16 protein-coding genes are annotated in these 17,129 nt (G+C 70.5%); 6 read left to right on the top strand and 10 right to left on the bottom strand.

The genetic code is table 11. The features are described 5' to 3' along the window. Positions 1 to 135 precede the first annotated feature (135 nt). Positions 136 to 1,227 carry a CDP-alcohol phosphatidyltransferase family protein gene (locus ACIRHA_RS12935; RefSeq protein ID WP_403843791.1) on the top strand — a complete coding sequence of 364 codons (1,092 nt, stop codon included), beginning with the start codon at positions 136 to 138 and terminating at the stop codon, positions 1,225 to 1,227. 49 nt (positions 1,228 to 1,276) lie between these two features. Here the strand turns inward: ACIRHA_RS12935 and ACIRHA_RS12930 are convergent, their stop codons facing one another. After that, positions 1,277 to 3,556, bottom strand: a complete 2,280-nt coding sequence (locus ACIRHA_RS12930; protein ID WP_403843788.1) for an MMPL family transporter — start codon at positions 3,554 to 3,556, stop codon at positions 1,277 to 1,279. A 359-nt stretch (positions 3,557 to 3,915) separates the two neighbouring features. On the opposite strand from ACIRHA_RS12930, the gene ACIRHA_RS12925 reads away from it, so the two are divergent. From ACIRHA_RS12925 to ACIRHA_RS12910, 4 genes are all read left to right on the top strand, one after another. Beyond that, positions 3,916 to 5,121 (top strand): S8 family serine peptidase, encoded by a 1,206-nt coding sequence (locus ACIRHA_RS12925; RefSeq protein ID WP_403843785.1) that lies wholly within the window; start codon positions 3,916 to 3,918, stop codon positions 5,119 to 5,121. An 82-nt stretch (positions 5,122 to 5,203) separates the two neighbouring features. Then, positions 5,204 to 5,764: a DUF1697 domain-containing protein gene (locus tag ACIRHA_RS12920; protein WP_403844479.1), complete on the top strand. Its 561-nt coding sequence runs from the start codon at positions 5,204 to 5,206 to the stop codon at positions 5,762 to 5,764. A gap of 24 nt (positions 5,765 to 5,788) precedes the next feature. Continuing rightward, positions 5,789 to 6,802, top strand: coding sequence for a ketopantoate reductase family protein (locus tag ACIRHA_RS12915; protein ID WP_403843783.1), 1,014 nt, complete (start codon positions 5,789 to 5,791; stop codon positions 6,800 to 6,802). 54 nt (positions 6,803 to 6,856) lie between these two features. Next, complete coding sequence (locus tag ACIRHA_RS12910) at positions 6,857 to 7,441, top strand: TIGR03086 family metal-binding protein (protein WP_403843781.1); 585 nt, start codon at positions 6,857 to 6,859, stop codon at positions 7,439 to 7,441. Between the two features lie 40 nt (positions 7,442 to 7,481). On the opposite strand, the gene ACIRHA_RS12905 is transcribed toward ACIRHA_RS12910, so the two are convergent. Beyond that, positions 7,482 to 8,756, bottom strand: coding sequence for an MFS transporter (locus tag ACIRHA_RS12905; protein ID WP_403843778.1), 1,275 nt, complete (start codon positions 8,754 to 8,756; stop codon positions 7,482 to 7,484). Positions 8,757 to 8,834: 78 nt separating this feature from the next. On the opposite strand from ACIRHA_RS12905, the gene ACIRHA_RS12900 reads away from it, so the two are divergent. Then, on the top strand, positions 8,835 to 9,821 hold the full coding sequence (locus ACIRHA_RS12900; RefSeq protein ID WP_403843776.1) for a helix-turn-helix domain-containing protein: 987 nt from the start codon (positions 8,835 to 8,837) through the stop codon (positions 9,819 to 9,821). Positions 9,822 to 9,828: 7 nt separating this feature from the next. Here ACIRHA_RS12900 and ACIRHA_RS12895 read toward each other — a convergent pair whose 3' ends face one another. From ACIRHA_RS12895 to ACIRHA_RS12860, 8 genes are all read right to left on the bottom strand, one after another. Next, entirely contained in the window at positions 9,829 to 10,569 is a 741-nt protein-coding gene (locus ACIRHA_RS12895) for a sirohydrochlorin chelatase (RefSeq protein ID WP_403843774.1), read from the bottom strand. A 39-nt stretch (positions 10,570 to 10,608) separates the two neighbouring features. Continuing rightward, entirely contained in the window at positions 10,609 to 11,964 is a 1,356-nt protein-coding gene (locus ACIRHA_RS12890) for a sulfate adenylyltransferase subunit 1 (RefSeq protein ID WP_403843771.1), read from the bottom strand. Positions 11,965 to 11,966: 2 nt separating this feature from the next. Next, complete coding sequence (gene cysD, locus ACIRHA_RS12885; protein ID WP_403843769.1) at positions 11,967 to 12,902, bottom strand: sulfate adenylyltransferase subunit CysD; 936 nt, start codon at positions 12,900 to 12,902, stop codon at positions 11,967 to 11,969. Beyond that, positions 12,899 to 13,465 carry an adenylyl-sulfate kinase gene (gene cysC, locus ACIRHA_RS12880; RefSeq protein WP_403843767.1) on the bottom strand — a complete coding sequence of 189 codons (567 nt, stop codon included), beginning with the start codon at positions 13,463 to 13,465 and terminating at the stop codon, positions 12,899 to 12,901. Before cysC ends, cysD begins: the two co-directional genes overlap by 4 nt. Before the next feature lie 5 nt (positions 13,466 to 13,470). Continuing rightward, positions 13,471 to 14,181 carry a phosphoadenylyl-sulfate reductase gene (locus ACIRHA_RS12875; RefSeq protein ID WP_403843764.1) on the bottom strand — a complete coding sequence of 237 codons (711 nt, stop codon included), beginning with the start codon at positions 14,179 to 14,181 and terminating at the stop codon, positions 13,471 to 13,473. Then, positions 14,178 to 14,357 carry a hypothetical protein gene (locus ACIRHA_RS12870; protein WP_351331691.1) on the bottom strand — a complete coding sequence of 60 codons (180 nt, stop codon included), beginning with the start codon at positions 14,355 to 14,357 and terminating at the stop codon, positions 14,178 to 14,180. The genes ACIRHA_RS12875 and ACIRHA_RS12870 overlap by 4 nt, the downstream gene beginning before the upstream one ends. 151 nt (positions 14,358 to 14,508) lie before the next feature. Further along, positions 14,509 to 16,206, bottom strand: coding sequence for a nitrite/sulfite reductase (locus ACIRHA_RS12865; protein WP_403843762.1), 1,698 nt, complete (start codon positions 16,204 to 16,206; stop codon positions 14,509 to 14,511). Between the two features lie 331 nt (positions 16,207 to 16,537). Beyond that, positions 16,538 to 17,125, bottom strand: coding sequence for a GNAT family N-acetyltransferase (locus ACIRHA_RS12860; RefSeq protein WP_403843759.1), 588 nt, complete (start codon positions 17,123 to 17,125; stop codon positions 16,538 to 16,540). Positions 17,126 to 17,129: the final 4 nt, after the last annotated feature.

Raw genomic sequence — 17,129 nt, 5'->3', positions numbered from 1 at the left:
ACGAAATTGACTCGCCTGCGATGTACGACTAATACCCCTCGGTAAAGGTTGTGTCCGTACGTTCTTGAACTTGGTGAGAACTGATTCTTACTGTTGGGTGAACCTACTTTTGAACAGAGAAAGCTGGCGCGCCTCATGCCCCGAGACATACCGTCGTTGCCCGAAGTGCGGCGTCTCACCCAGAAGAAGCGCGACGCGTGGTGGACCGTGTTGCTCGTCGACCCGATGGCCACACCTCTCGTCCGGGTCACGGCGCGCTGGACGCGCATCACGCCGAACCAGATCACCTGGGGAGCCCTGATCCTCGGGCTGGGCGCGGCCGGCTGTTTCGCGATGGGGGACTGGCGCTGGCTGATCGCCGGCGCCCTCATCTACCACCTGAGCTTCGTGCTCGACTGCATGGACGGCAAGGTCGCCCGGCTGACCGGGCAGGGCTCCGTGTTCGGCGCCTGGCTCGACTACATCTTCGACCGCGTCCGCGTCATGGCCTGTGCCGTGGCGCTGATGGGCGGCCAGTTCCACCGCACGGGCGACCTGATCTACGTCTGGCTCGCCGTGGTCGTCGTCTTCCTCGACGGGCTGCGTTACATCAACTCGCTGGAGATCTTCAAGACCCGGCACACGATGCGCAAGCAGATCAAGACCCGCATGCGCGCGGCCCGTCGCGCGCAGAACGCGGACGACGTCGCCTTCATGGAGGACCTGCTGCGGGCCAACCCGTCCGCCGACATCGAGCAGGACCTGCGCGGGGCGGCCGCCGCGGAGGACGGTACGGCCCAGCAGTCGGAGACCGTCGGGGCGACCGTGCAGTCGGAGGCCGTCGAGCAGACCGAGCAGACGGAGACCGTCGCGCCGGCCTCGCGGCCCAAGGTCGTGGACCTGAACCAGGAGTTCCGCAGCCGCTTCCCGGTCTATCTGCGTTTCCGGTCCTTCCTGCTGCGCCACCGCATCCGTACGCACCTGATCAGCGGCATCGAGTTCCAGATGGCCGTCTTCATCGTCGGGCCGCTGATCGACCAGGTCATCGGGGCGACGGTCGTGGCCGGTGTGCTGCTGCTCGTCTTCGAACTCGCCATCGTCTACAAGCTGTTGCTGTCCACGCGCGACTTCGGCCGCACGCTGGAGGCCTTCGAGAAGGACGGCCGCGAGCGCGACGCCCTGGCGGCGGCGAACGGCCTTGAGCAGGACGGCGGTCTCAGGGAGGAGGGCCTGTCCACCGTCGCGTGACGCGACGGTGGACAGCCCCTCGGACCGGCGGGGGCCGGATCGCGCGGCGTCAGACGCGCACCTCCTCGCCGCCCTCGCGCGGGACCGGGGCGGGCTCGATGCCCGCCTCGTCGTGCGTCAGGTCAGGCATCCGGCGCAGCCACTTCGGCAGATACCAGTTGCGCTCCCCGAGCAGCGCCATCACGGCCGGGAGCAGCACACCGCGGATGACGGTCGCGTCGATCAGGATGGCGGCCGCGAGGCCCACGCCCATCTGCTTCATGGACTGCATGGACAGCGTCCCGAAGATGCCGAACACGGCGACCATGATGACGGCCGCGCTGGTGACCACACCCGCCGTGGTGACGACGCCGTGCCGGATGGCATCGAGGTTCGTACGCCCCTGAACGCGCGCCTCCTTGATCCGGGACACCACGAACACGTGGTAGTCCATCGACAGGCCGAACAGGATCACGAACAGGAACAGCGGCAGCCACGTGATGATGGCGCCCACTCCCTCCGCGCCGACCAGGGAGGCTCCCCAGCCGTGCTGGAAGACGGCGACGAGGATTCCGTAGGCGGCGCCCACCGACAGCAGGTTGAGCACGATCGAGGTGATCGCGACCGTCAGTGAGCGGAACGAGAGCAGCATCAGCAGGAACGCGAACGCGATGACGAACGCGAAGACCGGGACGACGGAACCGACGATCTGGTCGTTGAAGTCCTTCGACCCCGCGACCTGCCCGGTGATCGGAGCCTCGACGCCGCCGACGCGGCCGAAGGTGTCGGGCCGCACCTCGTCGCGCAGCAGCGCCAGGCTCTTCTCTGCCTTGTCCTGATCGGACCCGCCCACGAGCGGTACGTCGACGATCGCCACGTTCTCGTCCCGGTGCACGGTGACCTCGACCGGGCCGCGCGAGGCGCCCGAACTCACGGCCTGTGCACGGAAGTCGGCGAGAGCGGACCGTACGTCCGCGGCGTTGATGTCGTCGGCCTTCACGACCACCTCGGCCGGGTCCGAGCCGCCGGGGAACGCCGCGTTGACCTGGTCGTACGTTGCCACGATCGGCAGCGAGTCGCCGAACTCCTGGTCCAGGGTGAGGTTCTGGGTCTTCATGCCGAGCGCGGGCGCGGCGATCGCGAGCAGTGCGACGACCGCGACGGCGACGGAGACGGCGGGCCGCGCGAGGACGACGGTCAGCACCCGGCTCCAGAGCCGACTGCCCGAACCGGCCTCCCCGTTACCGCCGTTACGCCGCTTCGCCGGATGCAGGAACGGGATCCGCCCCTTCTCCACCCGGTGCCCGAGCAGCGAGAGCAGCGCCGGGAGTACGGTCACGGACCCCACCATCGCGACCGCGACCACCATCAGCGAGGCGAGCCCCATCGCCTGGAACTCGGCGAGCCCGGTGAACAGCATGCCCGCCATCGCCACGCACACCGTGACCCCGGAGACGATGATCGCCCGGCCGCTGGTGGCCGCCGCGACGCGCAGTGCCGTCTGCGGGTCGTGCCCCTTCATCCGCTCCTCGCGCTCGCGCCGCAGATAGAACAGGCAGTAGTCGACGCCGACCGCGAGGCCGACGAGCAGCATCACCGAGTTGGCGGTCTCGCTCATCGGCTGCAGATGGCTGACGAGGCCCATCAGGCCCATCGTCGCCATGATCGCCGTGACGGCGAGCGCCACCGGGAGCAGCGCCGCGACGAGCGCGCCGAACGCGATCAGCAGGATGCCGAGCGCCACCGGCACCGCCGAGTACTCGGCCTTCTGGAAGTCGTCGCCGAACGCGTCGTCGAAGGTCTTGTTCATGCTCGCGGCGCCGATCTCCTCGATCCGCAGCGCGTCATGGTCGCCCGCGACCCCCGCGACGGCCTTCTGGACCGGCTCGACCCGGTCGGCCGCGGTGTCGGGGTCGCCCCGCATGTCGAACTGGACGAGCGCGGTGCGGCCGTCCTTCGAGACGGTCCGGGTGTCGGCGGCGTACGGCGAGCGCACGGCGGTCACCTCACCCGTGCCCTCGACGGCCCTCACCACGTCGGCCACCGCGGCCCTGAACTCCGGCGCGGTGGCCCGCAGCGCACCGTTTTTGCTCTGTACGAGCACGGTCTCGCCCGCCGGTTCGTCGACGCCCGCGTCGTCGATGATCTGTGCGGCCTGACTCGTTTCGCCCTTGAGCTGGTCGTCCTCCGAGACGTCCACCCGCCCCGCGACGGACCCGAGGCCCATCGCCACCACGACGAAGAGCACCCAGATCCCCACCGCCGCCCACCTGTGCCGGGCGCTCCATCCGCCCGCCCGGGCCGCGAACCCGCGCACCCGGCGCTCCGGCCGTTCCCCGTTCCCTGCCATCAGGTCACCTCCGTAATCGAAGGTATGGGCGGGGTAAGGCCGGTTCGTCGTGCTGTTCGGTGAGGCGCGGCGGGCGGGGGTCCGCGCGGAGGATGACCCGAGTCCCCTACATCTATCGGGGGTTGAGACGCCGAGGTATGAACCGGGCGACCTTGATCCGAACCTCCGGGAACCGCCCGATTTGTTATTACGAAACCTTGTTGAGCACGTCACAGGTTCATGTAGGTCTTGATCTGATCGCGTCAATCGGTCAGGGTTTCGTCTCAACCCCCGGACATCTTCCGGAGTTTGACAGCCTTCGCGAGGGTTCGTCCTGGGGCGCTGGAATTCCCCCCACACCACTGAGGAGACCCCTCTTCATGGCAACACACCAGCATGCGCGCACGATGAAGCTCACCGCGGCGATAGCCACGGCGGCGACAGCAGTGGGCGTCACCATGTTCGGCGGCTTCTCCGCCACCGCGGCCCCCGCCGAGGGCAAGGTCTACGGGCAGGACGCCAAGGGCGCCGTGGCCGGCAGCTACATCGTGCTGCTCGACCAGAAGGCGAACGCCTCCGCGAAGAAGGACCTGGCCAAGGAGTACGGCGGCACGCTCAAGCGCAACTACGGCTCCGCCGTCAACGGCTTCTCGGCCAGAGGCCTCTCGGACACCGAGGCGAAGCGGCTCGCGGCCGACGGCTCCGTGTCGAAGGTCGTCCAGAACAAGAAGTTCCACATCGACGCCACCCAGGACAACCCGCCGTCGTGGGGCCTGGACCGCATCGACCAGGCGGACACCGCGGGCGACAGCAAGTACACGTACCCGGACAGCGCCGGCGAGGGCGCGACCGCGTACGTCATCGACACCGGGGTCCGGATCAGCCACAAGGACTTCGGTGGCCGCGCCTCCTCCGGCTTCGACGCGATCGACAACGACGACAACGCCGACGACGGCAACGGGCACGGCACGCACGTCGCCGGCACCATCGCCGGTGAGGCGCACGGTGTCGCCAAGAAGGCGAAGATCGTCGCCGTCCGCGTCCTCGACGACCAGGGCTCAGGCACCACCGAGCAGGTCGTCGCGGGTATCGACTGGGTGACCGAGAACCACCAGGGCCCCTCCGTCGCCAACATGTCGCTCGGCGGCGGCGTGGACGAGGCGCTCGACGCGGCGGTCAAGAAGTCCATCGACTCCGGTGTCACGTACGCGGTGGCGGCGGGCAACGAGTCGGCGGACGCCAAGACGAGCTCGCCCGCCCGCGTCCCGGAGGCCATCACGGTCGCCTCCTCCACGAAGGACGACGAGCAGTCGGACTTCTCCAACTACGGCTCCGTCGTCGACATCTACGCGCCTGGATCGGACATCACGTCCGACTGGAACACCGGCGACGACGCCACCAACACCATCTCCGGTACGTCGATGGCGACGCCGCACGTCGTCGGCGCGGCGGCCGTCTACCTGGCAGGACACAAGGACGCGGCCCCGGCCGACGTCGCCAAGGCGCTCACCGACGGGGCCACCCCCGACGCCATCAAGAACGCGTCGGACGGCACCGCGAACAAGCTCCTGAAGGTCGTCGAGTAAACGTTTCGGCTCGATGACCGGCGGCCGCCGTGCCCACCCCCACGGGGAACGGCGGCCGCCTTATCGTGTGCGCATGACTCAGGTGACCGAGGGGTGCGCGGCGCTGCTGCGCGGCATCAACGTGGGCGGCAACAAGAAGGTGCCGATGGCCGGGCTGCGGACGGTGATCGAGGGCCTGGGCATGACCGACGTACGCACATACCTCCAGAGCGGCAACGTCGCCTTCACGGTGCCGTCCGGCGGCGAGGCCTCAAAGGACTCGCTCGCGTCCGCGATCACCAAGGCGATCGAGGCCGAATTCGGCTTCACCGTCGACGTCCTCGTGCGCGGCCACGCCTATCTGAAGGCGGTCATGGCGGACTGCCCGTTCCCGGCCGCCGAACTGGAGGCCAAGCAGCTGCACGTCACGTACTTCTCGGAGCCGGTGACCGCCGAGCGATTCGCCGCAGTGGACCCGGCCGCGTACGCGCCCGAGGACTTCCGCCTCGGCGACCGCGCCCTCTACCTCTACGCGCCCCAGGGCCTCGGCGTCTCGAAGCTGGGGGCCCAGCTCTCCCGCCCGGCGCTCAACAAGGGCCTGATCGCGACGAGCCGCAACTGGAACACCGTGACGAAGCTGGTGGAACTCACCGCCCCACAGTGAGCGCGTCCGTGAAAGGGTCGGCACATGCGCTACATCATCATCGGAGCAGGAGCGGTCGGCGGCGTCATCGGCGGACGGCTCGCGCAGTCCGGGCACGGTGACGTCGTGCTCGTCGCGCGCGGCACGCAGTACGCGGCGCTGCGCGACAAGGGGCTGCGCGTCGAGACGCCCGACGGGCCGCACACCCATCAACTCCCGGTCGTGGACAGCCCGGAGGCGCTCGGCACGCTGCGCGCCGACGACGTGCTGATCCTCGCCGTGAAGACCCAGGACAGCGCGGCGGCGCTCGCCGCGTGGGGACCGCGCCCCGTCGAGGGCGGCGGCACCGCGGCGCTCCGCCTGCCGCTGGTCTGCGCGCAGAACGGGGTGGAGAGCGAACGGCTCGCCCTGCGCACCTTCCAGCGCGTCTACGGGATGTGCGTGTGGCTGCCCGCCACGTTCGTCGAGCCGGGCGTCGTCCGCGCCCAGGGCGCCCCGCTCTCCGGCATGCTGCACCTCGGCCGCTACCCGTCGGGCCGCGACGAGACGGCTCACGCGATCTCCGAGGACCTGGAGAAGGGCCTGTTGGAGGCGCCGGTGGTCGACGACGTCATGCGCTGGAAGTACGCCAAGCTCCTCTCCAACCTCGCCAATTCGATCGAGGCGGTCTCCGGCGTGCTCACCAGCGAGGAGGGCATCGCCCTTTTGCGCCGGGCGCGCGCCGAGGGCGAGGCGGTGCTCGACGCCGCGGGGATCGCGTACGCGTCGCAGGACGAGGAGAAGGCCGCCCGCGCCGACAAGATCACCTTCGAGCCCTTCGACAGCTCCCCGCGCGGCGGCGGCTCCTCCTGGCAGTCCCTCCAGCGCGGCGCGGGCAGCATCGAGGCCGACTACCTCAACGGCGAGATCGCCCTCCTCGGACGCCTGCACGGTGTGTCGACACCGGTCAACGACGTCCTCCAGGAGCTCGCGGACGAGGCGGCGCGGGAGGGCCGTTCGGCCGGGGAGACGAGCGTGGCGGACCTGGTCGCGGCGGTGGACGCGCGCAGCGCTCAGTAACCCTGTCGCGTTTGTTCAAGAGGGGCGGGTACCGGTCGCCGTAGCGTCAGCGGCATGAACGAACTCCGCATGGACACCGTGTACCCGTACCTCACCGAAAGCGCCGCCGAAGCCGCGCGCGTAGCGGCCGGCGTCAAGCCCGACCGGCTCGACGCGGCCTCGGGCTGCGGCGACTGGGACGTGCGGACGCTCGTGAACCACTGGACCGTGTACACCTCGCACGGCATGGAACACCGGGCGCTGCGCACCCAGTTGCCCGAGGAGGCGACCGCGCGCGACCTCACGGCCGAAGAGGACTGGGCCGCGACGTACACCGCCGACCTCGACCGGGCGGTCGCCGCCTGGGCCGAACCGGCCGTCTGGGAGGGCGAGGTCGACCTCGGCTTCGCCCAGCAGCCCGCCCCCGAGGTCGCCGCCCTCCTGTGGGCCGAACTCGTCCTGCACGGCTGGGACGTGGCCCGCGCCACTGGCCAGGAGTTCCGCGTCTCGGACGGCGCGGCGGCGCTGCTGCTCCAAGTCGTTGAGGCGAACGCCGAGTTGTACCGCCAGTACGAGGGCTTCGCCGCCCCCGTCGACGTGGCGGACGACGCGCCGGTCTACGCGCGGGCCCTGGCCCTCAGCGGCCGCGACCCACGCTGACGGCACGGCTCTTCCGCATGTCCACGTCGACGGCAACGGCTCACTCGCCGCGCCACTCGCCGCCCCGCCGCGCCCACCGCACGGCGGGGCCCACCCCGAGCCCCGCCACCACGAACAGCGCCCCGAGCGCGGCCCAGCCCGCCGTCCCGTACCGGATCGCGGTGACCGTCACCAGGGCCGGTGCCGCCATCGAGGCCGCGGCCTGGCCCGAGTTGAAGACGCCCTGGTAGACGCCCTGCGCGCGGGAGTCCGCAAGGCCGTAGCCGACGGTCCAGCCGCCCGCGGCCTGCAACACCTCGGCGAGGACCTGCACCACCGCCCCGACGACCAGGAACGTCAGCGCGCCCAGCGGTGACATTCCGGCGGAGCAGGCGAAGATCGCGCAGGACAGCGCGAGGAGCACCCCCGAGCGGCGCATCGCCTTCACCGCGCCGGGAAGGTCCTCGACACCCCGCGTCGCGCGCACCTGGAGCAGCGCCACCAGCACACAGTTGAGCACCATGACGAGCGCCGCCGTCCACCGCGGCGCCTCGGTGTGCTGCGCGATCCACAGTGGCAGCCCCACCTCCAACAGGGCGTATTGCAGGGCGAGTACGGCGTTGAGGAAGGTCACCGCCAGGAACGGCAGATCGCGCACGGCCCGCCATCGGCTCTCGGCCGGGGTGTCCGCGACGGGCCGCCGCCCCGCACCGCCCGGCAGCCGGTGCACCATCAGAGCCGAGGCCACGAACGCCGCCGCGTCGACGAGGATCAGCGCCGTGTAGCCGAACCGGCTGTCGAGTTGCAGCGCGAGCGCCCCGAACGCGCCGCCCACGCCCATGCCCACGTTCGTGACCATCCGCAGATGCGCCCGGCCCTCGACGCGCTCACCGGCGGGCAGCACGTCCGCGTACAGCGCGTTGCGCACGCCCATGCTGCCCTGGCTCAGCGTGGCGTAACAGATCGCCGTGATCAGGAACGAGACGTACGAGTCGATGAGCGTGTACGCCACCAGCCCCACGCCGCACCCGACCCACAGCCCGGTCAGCACGGGACGCCGCCCCCACCGGTCCGAGGCCCGCCCGGCCGGCACTCCCGCCGCGAGGCCGAACACCCCGGCCACCGTGAGGCCGACACCCACCGAGGTGGCGCTCAGGCCCACGAACCGGGTGAAGTACAGGACGCTGACCGGGAAGAACAGCCCGCGCCCGAACGCGTTGAGGAGCGTGAGCAGGGACAGGCGGCGCAGCACCGGGACGGTGGGCAGCATGCCGCCGAAACGCGTGGCGGCGGGCGTGGGCGCGGTGGGGCGCCGCGCAGGCGGTGATGTGGTCATGGCCATAGCGAAACCGGGTACCGGCCCGCCGCGACATTCCTTTAGCGTCACGCTAAACAGTCGGAAGAGGGGGGCGCCGTGATCGAGTTCCGCTTCGTCGTGGGCGACCTCGCCCGTACGTCCTTCGCGTACTCGCCCCTCCAGGAGGCCGTGTACTCGCTGCGCTGCTGGCGCGACCCCGCCCGCTATCCGCACCAGCGGCCCTGGCTGCGCCGCCTGGCCCCGGCCTTCCGGCGCCTCGACACCGAACTGCTCGTCGCGCTCGTCGCACCCCACCTGTGGCTCCCGGACTTCCTCACCCCGCGCCCGAGCCGCCCGCGCCCGGCGTTCGCGGAGCAGCTCGCCGAGATCCGCGACGTGCCGCCCGAGACCGTCGAACCCGACTTCACCACCGCCTACGACACGGTGGCGGAGCGACTGCCGCCCGTGCTGTGCGCGGGGCTCGCGGACCCGGCCGCCTTCCGCCACCGCATCGCCGACGAGCTGGAGGCCTACTGGCACACATGCCTCGCCCCCGACTGGTGGCCCCGCGTGCAGTCCGTCCTGGAAGCCGACCTCACGTACCGCGGCAAGGTGCTCGCTGACGCCGGAGTGGGCGGCCTGTTCACCAGCCTCGACCGGCGGCTGTCCTGGGACGGCGACGTGCTCACCCTCGTACAGCGCGACAGCCTCCACACCTGGCCGGAGGCCGACATCCCGATCGAGGGCCGCGGGCTCGTCCTCGTCCCCACCCTCTTCTGCCACGGCGCCCACACCATGCTCGACCCCGAACTGCCGCCGCTGCTCGCCTATCCGGCCCGTGGCCGCGCCACCATCTCCGAGACCCCGCCCCCGGCGACAGGCGAGGCGCTGATCCGGCTGCTCGGCGCGCCCCGCGCCCGCATCCTGCGGCTGCTCTCGGAGCCGGCGTCGACGACGGAACTCGCCCACCGCCTCGCCGTGACCCCGGGCGCGATCAGCCAGCACCTGTCGATCCTGTACGACGCGGGGCTGTTGGCGCGGGCGCGCAGCGGGCGGAGCGTGCGGTATGTGCGCAGCGAGTTGGGGGAGCGGCTGTGCGGGTGAGCCGGCGTCAGGCTCCGACCGCCAGCAACTCCCGTACGAGAGCGGTCTTGTAACGCTCGATCAGCACCCGCGCCACCTCGGGTGCGGGCCCCAGCACGTCCGCGAGGACATCAGCCCCGGCCGCCCCCGCCGCGATCCGGTCGGGCAGCCGGCCCGGTGCGAGGACGTACGGGGCGACCGCCACGCGCTCGCAGCCAAGGGCCCGCAGTTCGCGCACGGCGTCCTCCGTGCGCGGAAGGGATGCGGAGGCGAACGCAGGCCGCACGGCGCACCAACCGGTGTGCCGCCACTCCCGCGCGATTTCAGCGATCACTGCGATCGCCTCCGGGTCGGAGGAGCCCGCCGAGGCCAGGACGACCCCGGTCATGGGCTTGTCGGCGGGGGCCAACCCCGCTTCGTACAGGCGCCGTTCGAGGGCCGAGACCAGCAGCGGGTCGGGGCCCAGGACCTCCGCCTGACGGATCCGCATCCCGCGCGGCGCCTCGCGCAGCACCGCCGGGATGTCCGCCTTCGCGTGGAAGGCGCGGGTGAGGAGCAGGGGGAGCGCCACCACGTCCCGTACGCCCTCGGCCGCCAGCGACTTCAACACCCCTTGAACGGAAGGGACGTTGAAGTCGAGGAACGCCGTCTCCACCCGGACACCGGGGTGCTGCGCCCGCACCTCGCCCACGAGGGCGTGCACGGTCGCGGCATGGCGCGGGTCGCGGCTGCCGTGGGCTATGACGAGGAGGACGGGGGAGTGGCTCATCGTGCGCTCAGTTCCTGACCAGGGATCCGGGAGACGGTCTCAGAAGTCCCAACCCTCCTCGTCCACCAGCGCCTTGGGGTCCTCGGCGGAGGCGAAGGACTCGCCGGCCATGCCCGCCGCGAGCGTCGTGCCGTCCGCCGGGTCGACCAGCAGGAACGAGCCCGTGCGGCGCGAGTCCGCGTACGAGTCGATGGCGAGCGCCTCGGCGATCCGCACCTTCACGCGGCCGATGTCGTTGGCGACGAGCTGCCCGGGCTCGGGGTGCTGGGAGAGGTCGTCGAGCGTGAGCCGCGACGGGATCTCCTTGACGATCGCCTTGACCGTACGGGTGGTGTGCTTGAGCAGCACCCGCTGGCCTACGACGAGCGGGGTGTCCGCCACGTGGCACACCGTCGCCTCGATGTCCTGCGAGGTGGCGGGCGCGTCATGGCTCGGCACGATCAGGTCGCCGCGCGAGATGTCGATGTCGTCCTCCAGGAGGAGGGTGACCGACTGCGGCGTCCAGGCGACGTCGACGGCCGTGCCCAGCAGGTCGATTCCGGTGACCTTCGACGTACGGCCCGAGGGCAGTACGGTCACGGACTCGCCGACGCGGAAGGTACCGGCCGCGATCTGCCCCGCGTAGCCCCGGTAGTCCGGGTGCTCCGCGGTCTGCGGACGGATCACGTACTGGACGGGAAGGCGCGCGTGGCAGCTGGTGAGGTCGTGGCTGACCGGCACCGTCTCCAGGTGCTCAAGGACGGTGGGGCCGCCGTACCAGTCCATGTTGGCGGACGGCTCCACGACGTTGTCGCCCGCGAGCGCCGAGATCGGGATGGCGGTGATCTCCGGGACGCCCAACTGCCCGGCGTACGCGGTGAATTCCTCGGCGATCTTCGCGAAGACGGTCTCCTCGTAGTCAACGAGGTCCATCTTGTTCACGGCGAGGACGACGTGCGGGACACGCAGGAGCGCGGCCACGGCGGCGTGCCTGCGGGTCTGCTCGATGACGCCGTTGCGGGCGTCGACGAGGACCACGGCGAGGTCGGCCGTGGACGCGCCGGTCACCATGTTCCGCGTGTACTGCACGTGGCCCGGCGTGTCCGCGAGGATGAAGCGGCGGCGCGGGGTCGCGAAGTAGCGGTACGCGACGTCGATCGTGATGCCCTGCTCGCGCTCGGCGCGCAGGCCGTCCGTGAGCAGCGCGAGGTCCGGCTCGGCCGCGCCGCGCGAACGCGAGGCGAGCTCGACGGCCTCCAGCTGGTCGGTCAGGACCGACTTGGAGTCGTGCAGCAGGCGGCCGACCAGCGTGGACTTGCCGTCGTCGACCGAACCGGCCGTGGCGAACCGCAGCAGGGTCGTCGCCGAGAGATCGGCCAGCTCTTCGACGGCGGCGGAGGAGGTGGTGGAGCTCATGTCTAGAAGTACCCTTCGCGCTTGCGGTCTTCCATCGCGGCCTCGGACATCTTGTCGTCGGCGCGGGTGGCGCCCCGCTCGGTGAGCCGGGACACGGCGATCTCGGCGATGACCTTGTCGATGGTCGTGGCGTCCGAGTCGACGGCGCCGGTGCAGGACATGTCGCCGACGGTGCGGTAGCGCACCTGGCGCGTCTCGACCGTCTCGTCGTCCTTCGGGCCGCCCCACTCGCCGGCCGTCAGCCACATGCCGCTGCGCTTGAAGACCGGGCGCTCGTGCGCGTAGTAGATCTGCGGCAGTTCGATGTTCTCGCGGGCGATGTACTGCCACACGTCCAGCTCGGTCCAGTTGGAGAGCGGGAAGACGCGGACGTGCTCGCCCGGCGCGTGGCGGCCGTTGTAGAGCTGCCACAGCTCGGGGCGCTGGCGGCGCGGGTCCCACTGGGAGAACTCGTCGCGCAGGGAGAACACCCGCTCCTTGGCGCGGGCCTTCTCCTCGTCGCGGCGCCCGCCGCCGAAGACGGCGTCGAACTTCTCCTGCTGGATCTTCTCGGTCAGCGGCACGGTCTGGAGCGGGTTACGGGTCCCGTCCGGACGCTCGCGCAGCTTGCCGGCGTCGATGTACTCCTGCACCGACGCGACGTGCAGGCGAAGGCCGTGCTTCTCGACGGTGCGGTCGCGGTACTCGAGGACCTCGGGGAAGTTGTGCCCGGTGTCGACGTGCAGCAGGGAGAAGGGAATCGACGCGGGGGCGAACGCCTTCAGCGCCAGGTGCAGCATGACGATGGAGTCCTTGCCGCCGGAGAAGAGAATCACCGGCCGCTCGAACTCGCCCGCCACCTCGCGGAAGATGTGCACCGCCTCGGACTCCAGGGAGTCCAAGTGGCTGAGCGCGTAGGGGGAATCAGTGTCCTCGGTCACTGTGGCTACGGTCGTCATGCGGCGAGACCCCTCTCGGTGAGCAGCGCACGGAGCGCTGCCGCGGACTCCTGCACGGTCTGGTTCTGCGACTCGATGCGCAGGTCGGGCGATTCGGGTGCCTCGTACGGGTCGTCGACCCCGGTGAGGCCGGACAGCTCACCGGCGGCCTGCTTGGCGTACAGGCCCTTTACGTCGCGGTCGGAGCAGACCTCCACGGGCGTGGCGACGTGCACCTCCAGGTAGCCGGTGCCGCCCACCTGGTGGCGCTTGCGGACGGCCTCGCGGCTGTCCGCGTACGGCGCGATGACCGGGACGATCGCCAACACGCCGTTGCGGGCGAGGAGTTCGGCGAGGTAGCCGATGCGCTGGACGTTCGTGTGCCGGTCCTCCCGGCTGAAGCCGAGGCCCGCCGTGAGGTATTCGCGGATCTCGTCGCCGTCCAGCACCTCGACCTTGCGGCCCTCGGCGCGCAGCGTGTTCGCCAGCTCGTACGCGATGGTGGTCTTGCCGGCGGACGGCAGACCCGTGAGCCAGATCGTGGCTCCGGTCACTTGGTTCTCCAAAGTCTGGGTGTCGTTCATGGCGGTCAGCCGTGCAGTCCGCACTCGGTCTTGGCCTGGCCCGCCCACCGTCCGGCGCGCGCGTCCTCGCCCTCCAGGAGGCGGCGGGTGCACGGGGCGCAGCCCACGGACCCGTAGCCGTCCATCAGGAGCGGGTTGGTGAGCACGCCGTGCTCGGTGACGTAGGCGTCGACGTCGTCCTGCGTCCAGCGGGCGATCGGCGAGACCTTGACCTTCTGCCGCTTCTCGTCCCAGCCGACGACCGGGGTGTTCGCGCGGGTCGGGGACTCGTCGCGGCGCAGGCCGGTGGCCCACGCGGCGTATCCGGCGAGGCCCTCTTCGAGGGGCTTCACCTTGCGCATCGCGCAGCACAGGTCGGGGTTGCGGTCGTGCAGCTTCGGGCCGAACTCGGCGTCCTGCTCGGCGACCGTCTGCCGCGGGGTGAGCGTGATGACGTTGACGTCCATCACGGCCTCGACGGCGTCCCGGGTGCCGATCGTCTCCTCGAAGTGGTAGCCGGTGTCGAGGAACACGACGTCCACACCGGGCATCGCGCGGGAGGCGAGGTGGGCGACGACCGCGTCCTCCATGGACGAGGTCACGCAGAACTTCTTGCCGAAGGTGTCCGTCGCCCACTGGAGGATCTCCAGCGGGGAGGCGTCCTCCAGGTCGCGCCCGGCCTGCTCGGCGAGCGCCTTCAACTCATCAGTATCCGTGGGGGCTTGAGCCGTCGTCATATCTGTTCCCCTCCACCGTCGTTGCGCTGAACCCCGCGGGCGAGCAGCCCGCGGAACTTCAACGTGAAGGCTCGGTTGCAGGCCGCGCATTCCCAGGCGCCGTGACCTTCCTCGCCGGGCCGCAGGTCCTCGTCCCCGCAGTACGGGCAGAAGAACGGCGCGGCACGCTCGCTCATGACAGGGCCTCCCCTTTTTCCGAGGCTCGGTTCGCCTCCGGGGCGCCTGGTGCCGGCGTCGAGCCGACGACCGTGCTCGACCCTCCTTCGTCGGGCCTCCGCGCGCTCGCCGTCTCGACACCGGCGCGCCCCTTCGGCTCACTCGCCAACCTCATGACAGTGCCTCCGCGGATGCGCGGGCCGCCCAGGTCGCGAAGCGCTCGCCGTCCTCGCGCTCGGCCTCGTAGTTCTTGAGGACGCGCTCGATGTAGTCCGGCAGGTCGGCCGAGGTGACCTTCAGGCCGCGCACCTTGCGGCCGAACCCGGCCTCCAGGCCGAGCGCGCCGCCGAGGTGCACCTGGTAGCCCTCGACCTGCTCGCCGTTGCCGTCGAGCATGAGCTGCCCCTTGAGACCGATGTCCGCGACCTGGATACGGGCGCAGGCGTTCGGGCAGCCGTTGAGGTTGATGGTCAGCGGCTCGTCGAACTCCGGGAGGCGGCGCTCCAGCTCGTCGATCAGCTGCGAGCCGCGCTGCTTCGTCTCGACGATCGCGAGCTTGCAGAACTCGATGCCGGTGCAGGCCATCGTGCCGCGCCTGAACGGCGAGGGCTTCACCTGGAAGTCCAGCGCCTCAAGGCCCGAGACGAGCGACTCGACCTGGTCCTCGGTGACGTCGAGGATGATCATCTTCTGCTCGACGGTGGTGCGCAGCCGGTCCGAGCCGTGCGCGCCGGCCAGTTCGGCGATCTTCGCGAGCGTGGTGCCGTCGACCCGGCCGACGCGCGGCGCGAACCCGACGTAGAAGCGGCCGTCCTTCTGCTGGTGGACGCCGATGTGGTCACGCCACTTCTGCGAGGGCTCCTCCGGCGCGGGGCCGTCGACGAGCTTCCGCTTCAGGTACTCGTCCTCGAGGATCTGGCGGAACTTCTCCGGACCCCAGTCGGCCATCAGGAACTTCAGGCGGGCGCGGGTCCGCAGGCGGCGGTAGCCGTAGTCGCGGAAGATGCCGACGACACCGGCCCACACGTCGGGGGCCTCGTCGAGCGGCACCCAAGCACCCAGACGCTGCGCGAGCTTGGGGTTGGTGGACAGCCCGCCGCCGACCCACAGGTCGAAGCCCGGACCGTGCTCGGGGTGGTTGACGCCGACGAAGGCGATGTCGTTGATCTCGTGGACCACATCCTGGACAGGGGAGCCCGAGATCGCGGTCTTGAACTTGCGCGGCAGGTTGGAGAATTCCTTGTTGCCGATGTAGCGCTCGTGGATCTCGTCCACGGCGGGCGTGCCGTCGATGATCTCGTCGGCGGCGATGCCGGCCACCGGGGAGCCGATGATCACTCGCGGGCAGTCGCCGCACGCCTCGGTCGTGGACAGGCCCACGGCCTCCAGCTTCTCCCAGATCGCAGGAACGTCCTCGATGCGGATCCAGTGCAGCTGGATGTTCTGCCGGTCGGTGATGTCGGCGGTGCCGCGCGCGTACTGCTCGGAGACCTCGCCGATCGCGCGCAGCTGCGCAACGGTCAGCCGGCCGCCGTCCACGCGCACCCGCAGCATGAAGTACTCGTCGTCAAGCTCCTCCGGCTCCAGGACGGCCGTCTTGCCGCCGTCGATGCCGGGCTTGCGCTGGGTGTAGAGACCCCACCAGCGCATGCGTCCGCGCAGGTCCTGGGGGTCGATGGAGTCGAAACCGCGCTTGGAGTAGACCGTCTCAATACGTGTCCGTACATTGAGACCGTCGTCGTCCTTCTTGAACTGCTCGTTGCCGTTGAGCGGAGTGAAGTGGCCCACGGCCCACTGGCCCTCGCCACGGTGACGGCTCACCTTGCGGCGGGGCGCGGCGGAGACAGGTGTTTCTGGGGTAGCAGCCATGGAGAATCGTCCTTCAGACAGGCTTAAGGCGGCTCTGACCTGCACACTTCGCGCAGGAGGCGCGGCGGTGCGCAGGAGGTCAGATGTGGCGAGAGGTCGGCGGTGCTGGAGAGATCAGCGCGCCGGACAGATGGCGCTGGACATGCGGCCGAAGTCGACGTGACGTCGACTCACCAAGGCGGTTCCAGCTGTAGACATGACGAAAGCGTGTCACGGGACTTTGGGCCCGGTCCACCATCGTCCGCAATCTGGACGAGATCGTCTCGAATGGCGGACAATAGTGGCGCCGGTCACAGCGGTGCGAAGTGGCTCAACGGCCGGCGGGACGGGTTCAGGCGGCGGGAAAGGCCCCCGGCCACGGCCCCGCGGTCGGCAGGTCCGGCTCCTCCTCGGTCGCCGTACGGAACAGCTTGAACCCGCGCCGCTCGTAGTTGGCCATCGCGTGCTCGCCGTCCTTGCTGCAGGTGTGCAGCCACACCCGCTTCGTGGGCGCCCGGTCCGGCCACCGCTCGGCCAGGTCCCACGCGCGCGCGACCGCGTACGACAAGAGGTGGCCGCCGATCCGCCGCCCGCGGAACGCCGGGATCAGGCCGAAGTAGACGACCTCCACGACACCGTCGTCCTGCGCGTCCAGCTCCACGTACCCGGCGGGCGTGCCCTTCTCGTACGCGACCCAGGTCTCGGCACCCGGCCGCGACAGCTGCTCCTGCCACTGCGCGTAGGTCCAGCCGAGCCGGTCGAGCCAGCGGATGTCGCTGCCCACGGACGCGTACAGGAAGCGGCTGAACTCGGGGGAGGGGACCTCGGAGCGCACGACGCGTACGTCGTCGCCCTCCGGTGGGACGGCGGGGCGCAGGTCGCCGGGAGCGGTCTGCTCCAGCGACCACGTGGTGACGGTGAGGGTGTTGCTGCTGCTCATGCGG

Origin of the sequence: Streptomyces sp. NPDC102360, assembly GCF_044766085.1 — a bacterium.
Taxonomy (GTDB): Bacteria; Actinomycetota; Actinomycetes; order Streptomycetales; family Streptomycetaceae; genus Streptomyces.
The sequence above is the reverse complement of the archived record's forward strand: the minus strand, read 5'-3'. Positions and strand labels throughout refer to the sequence as shown.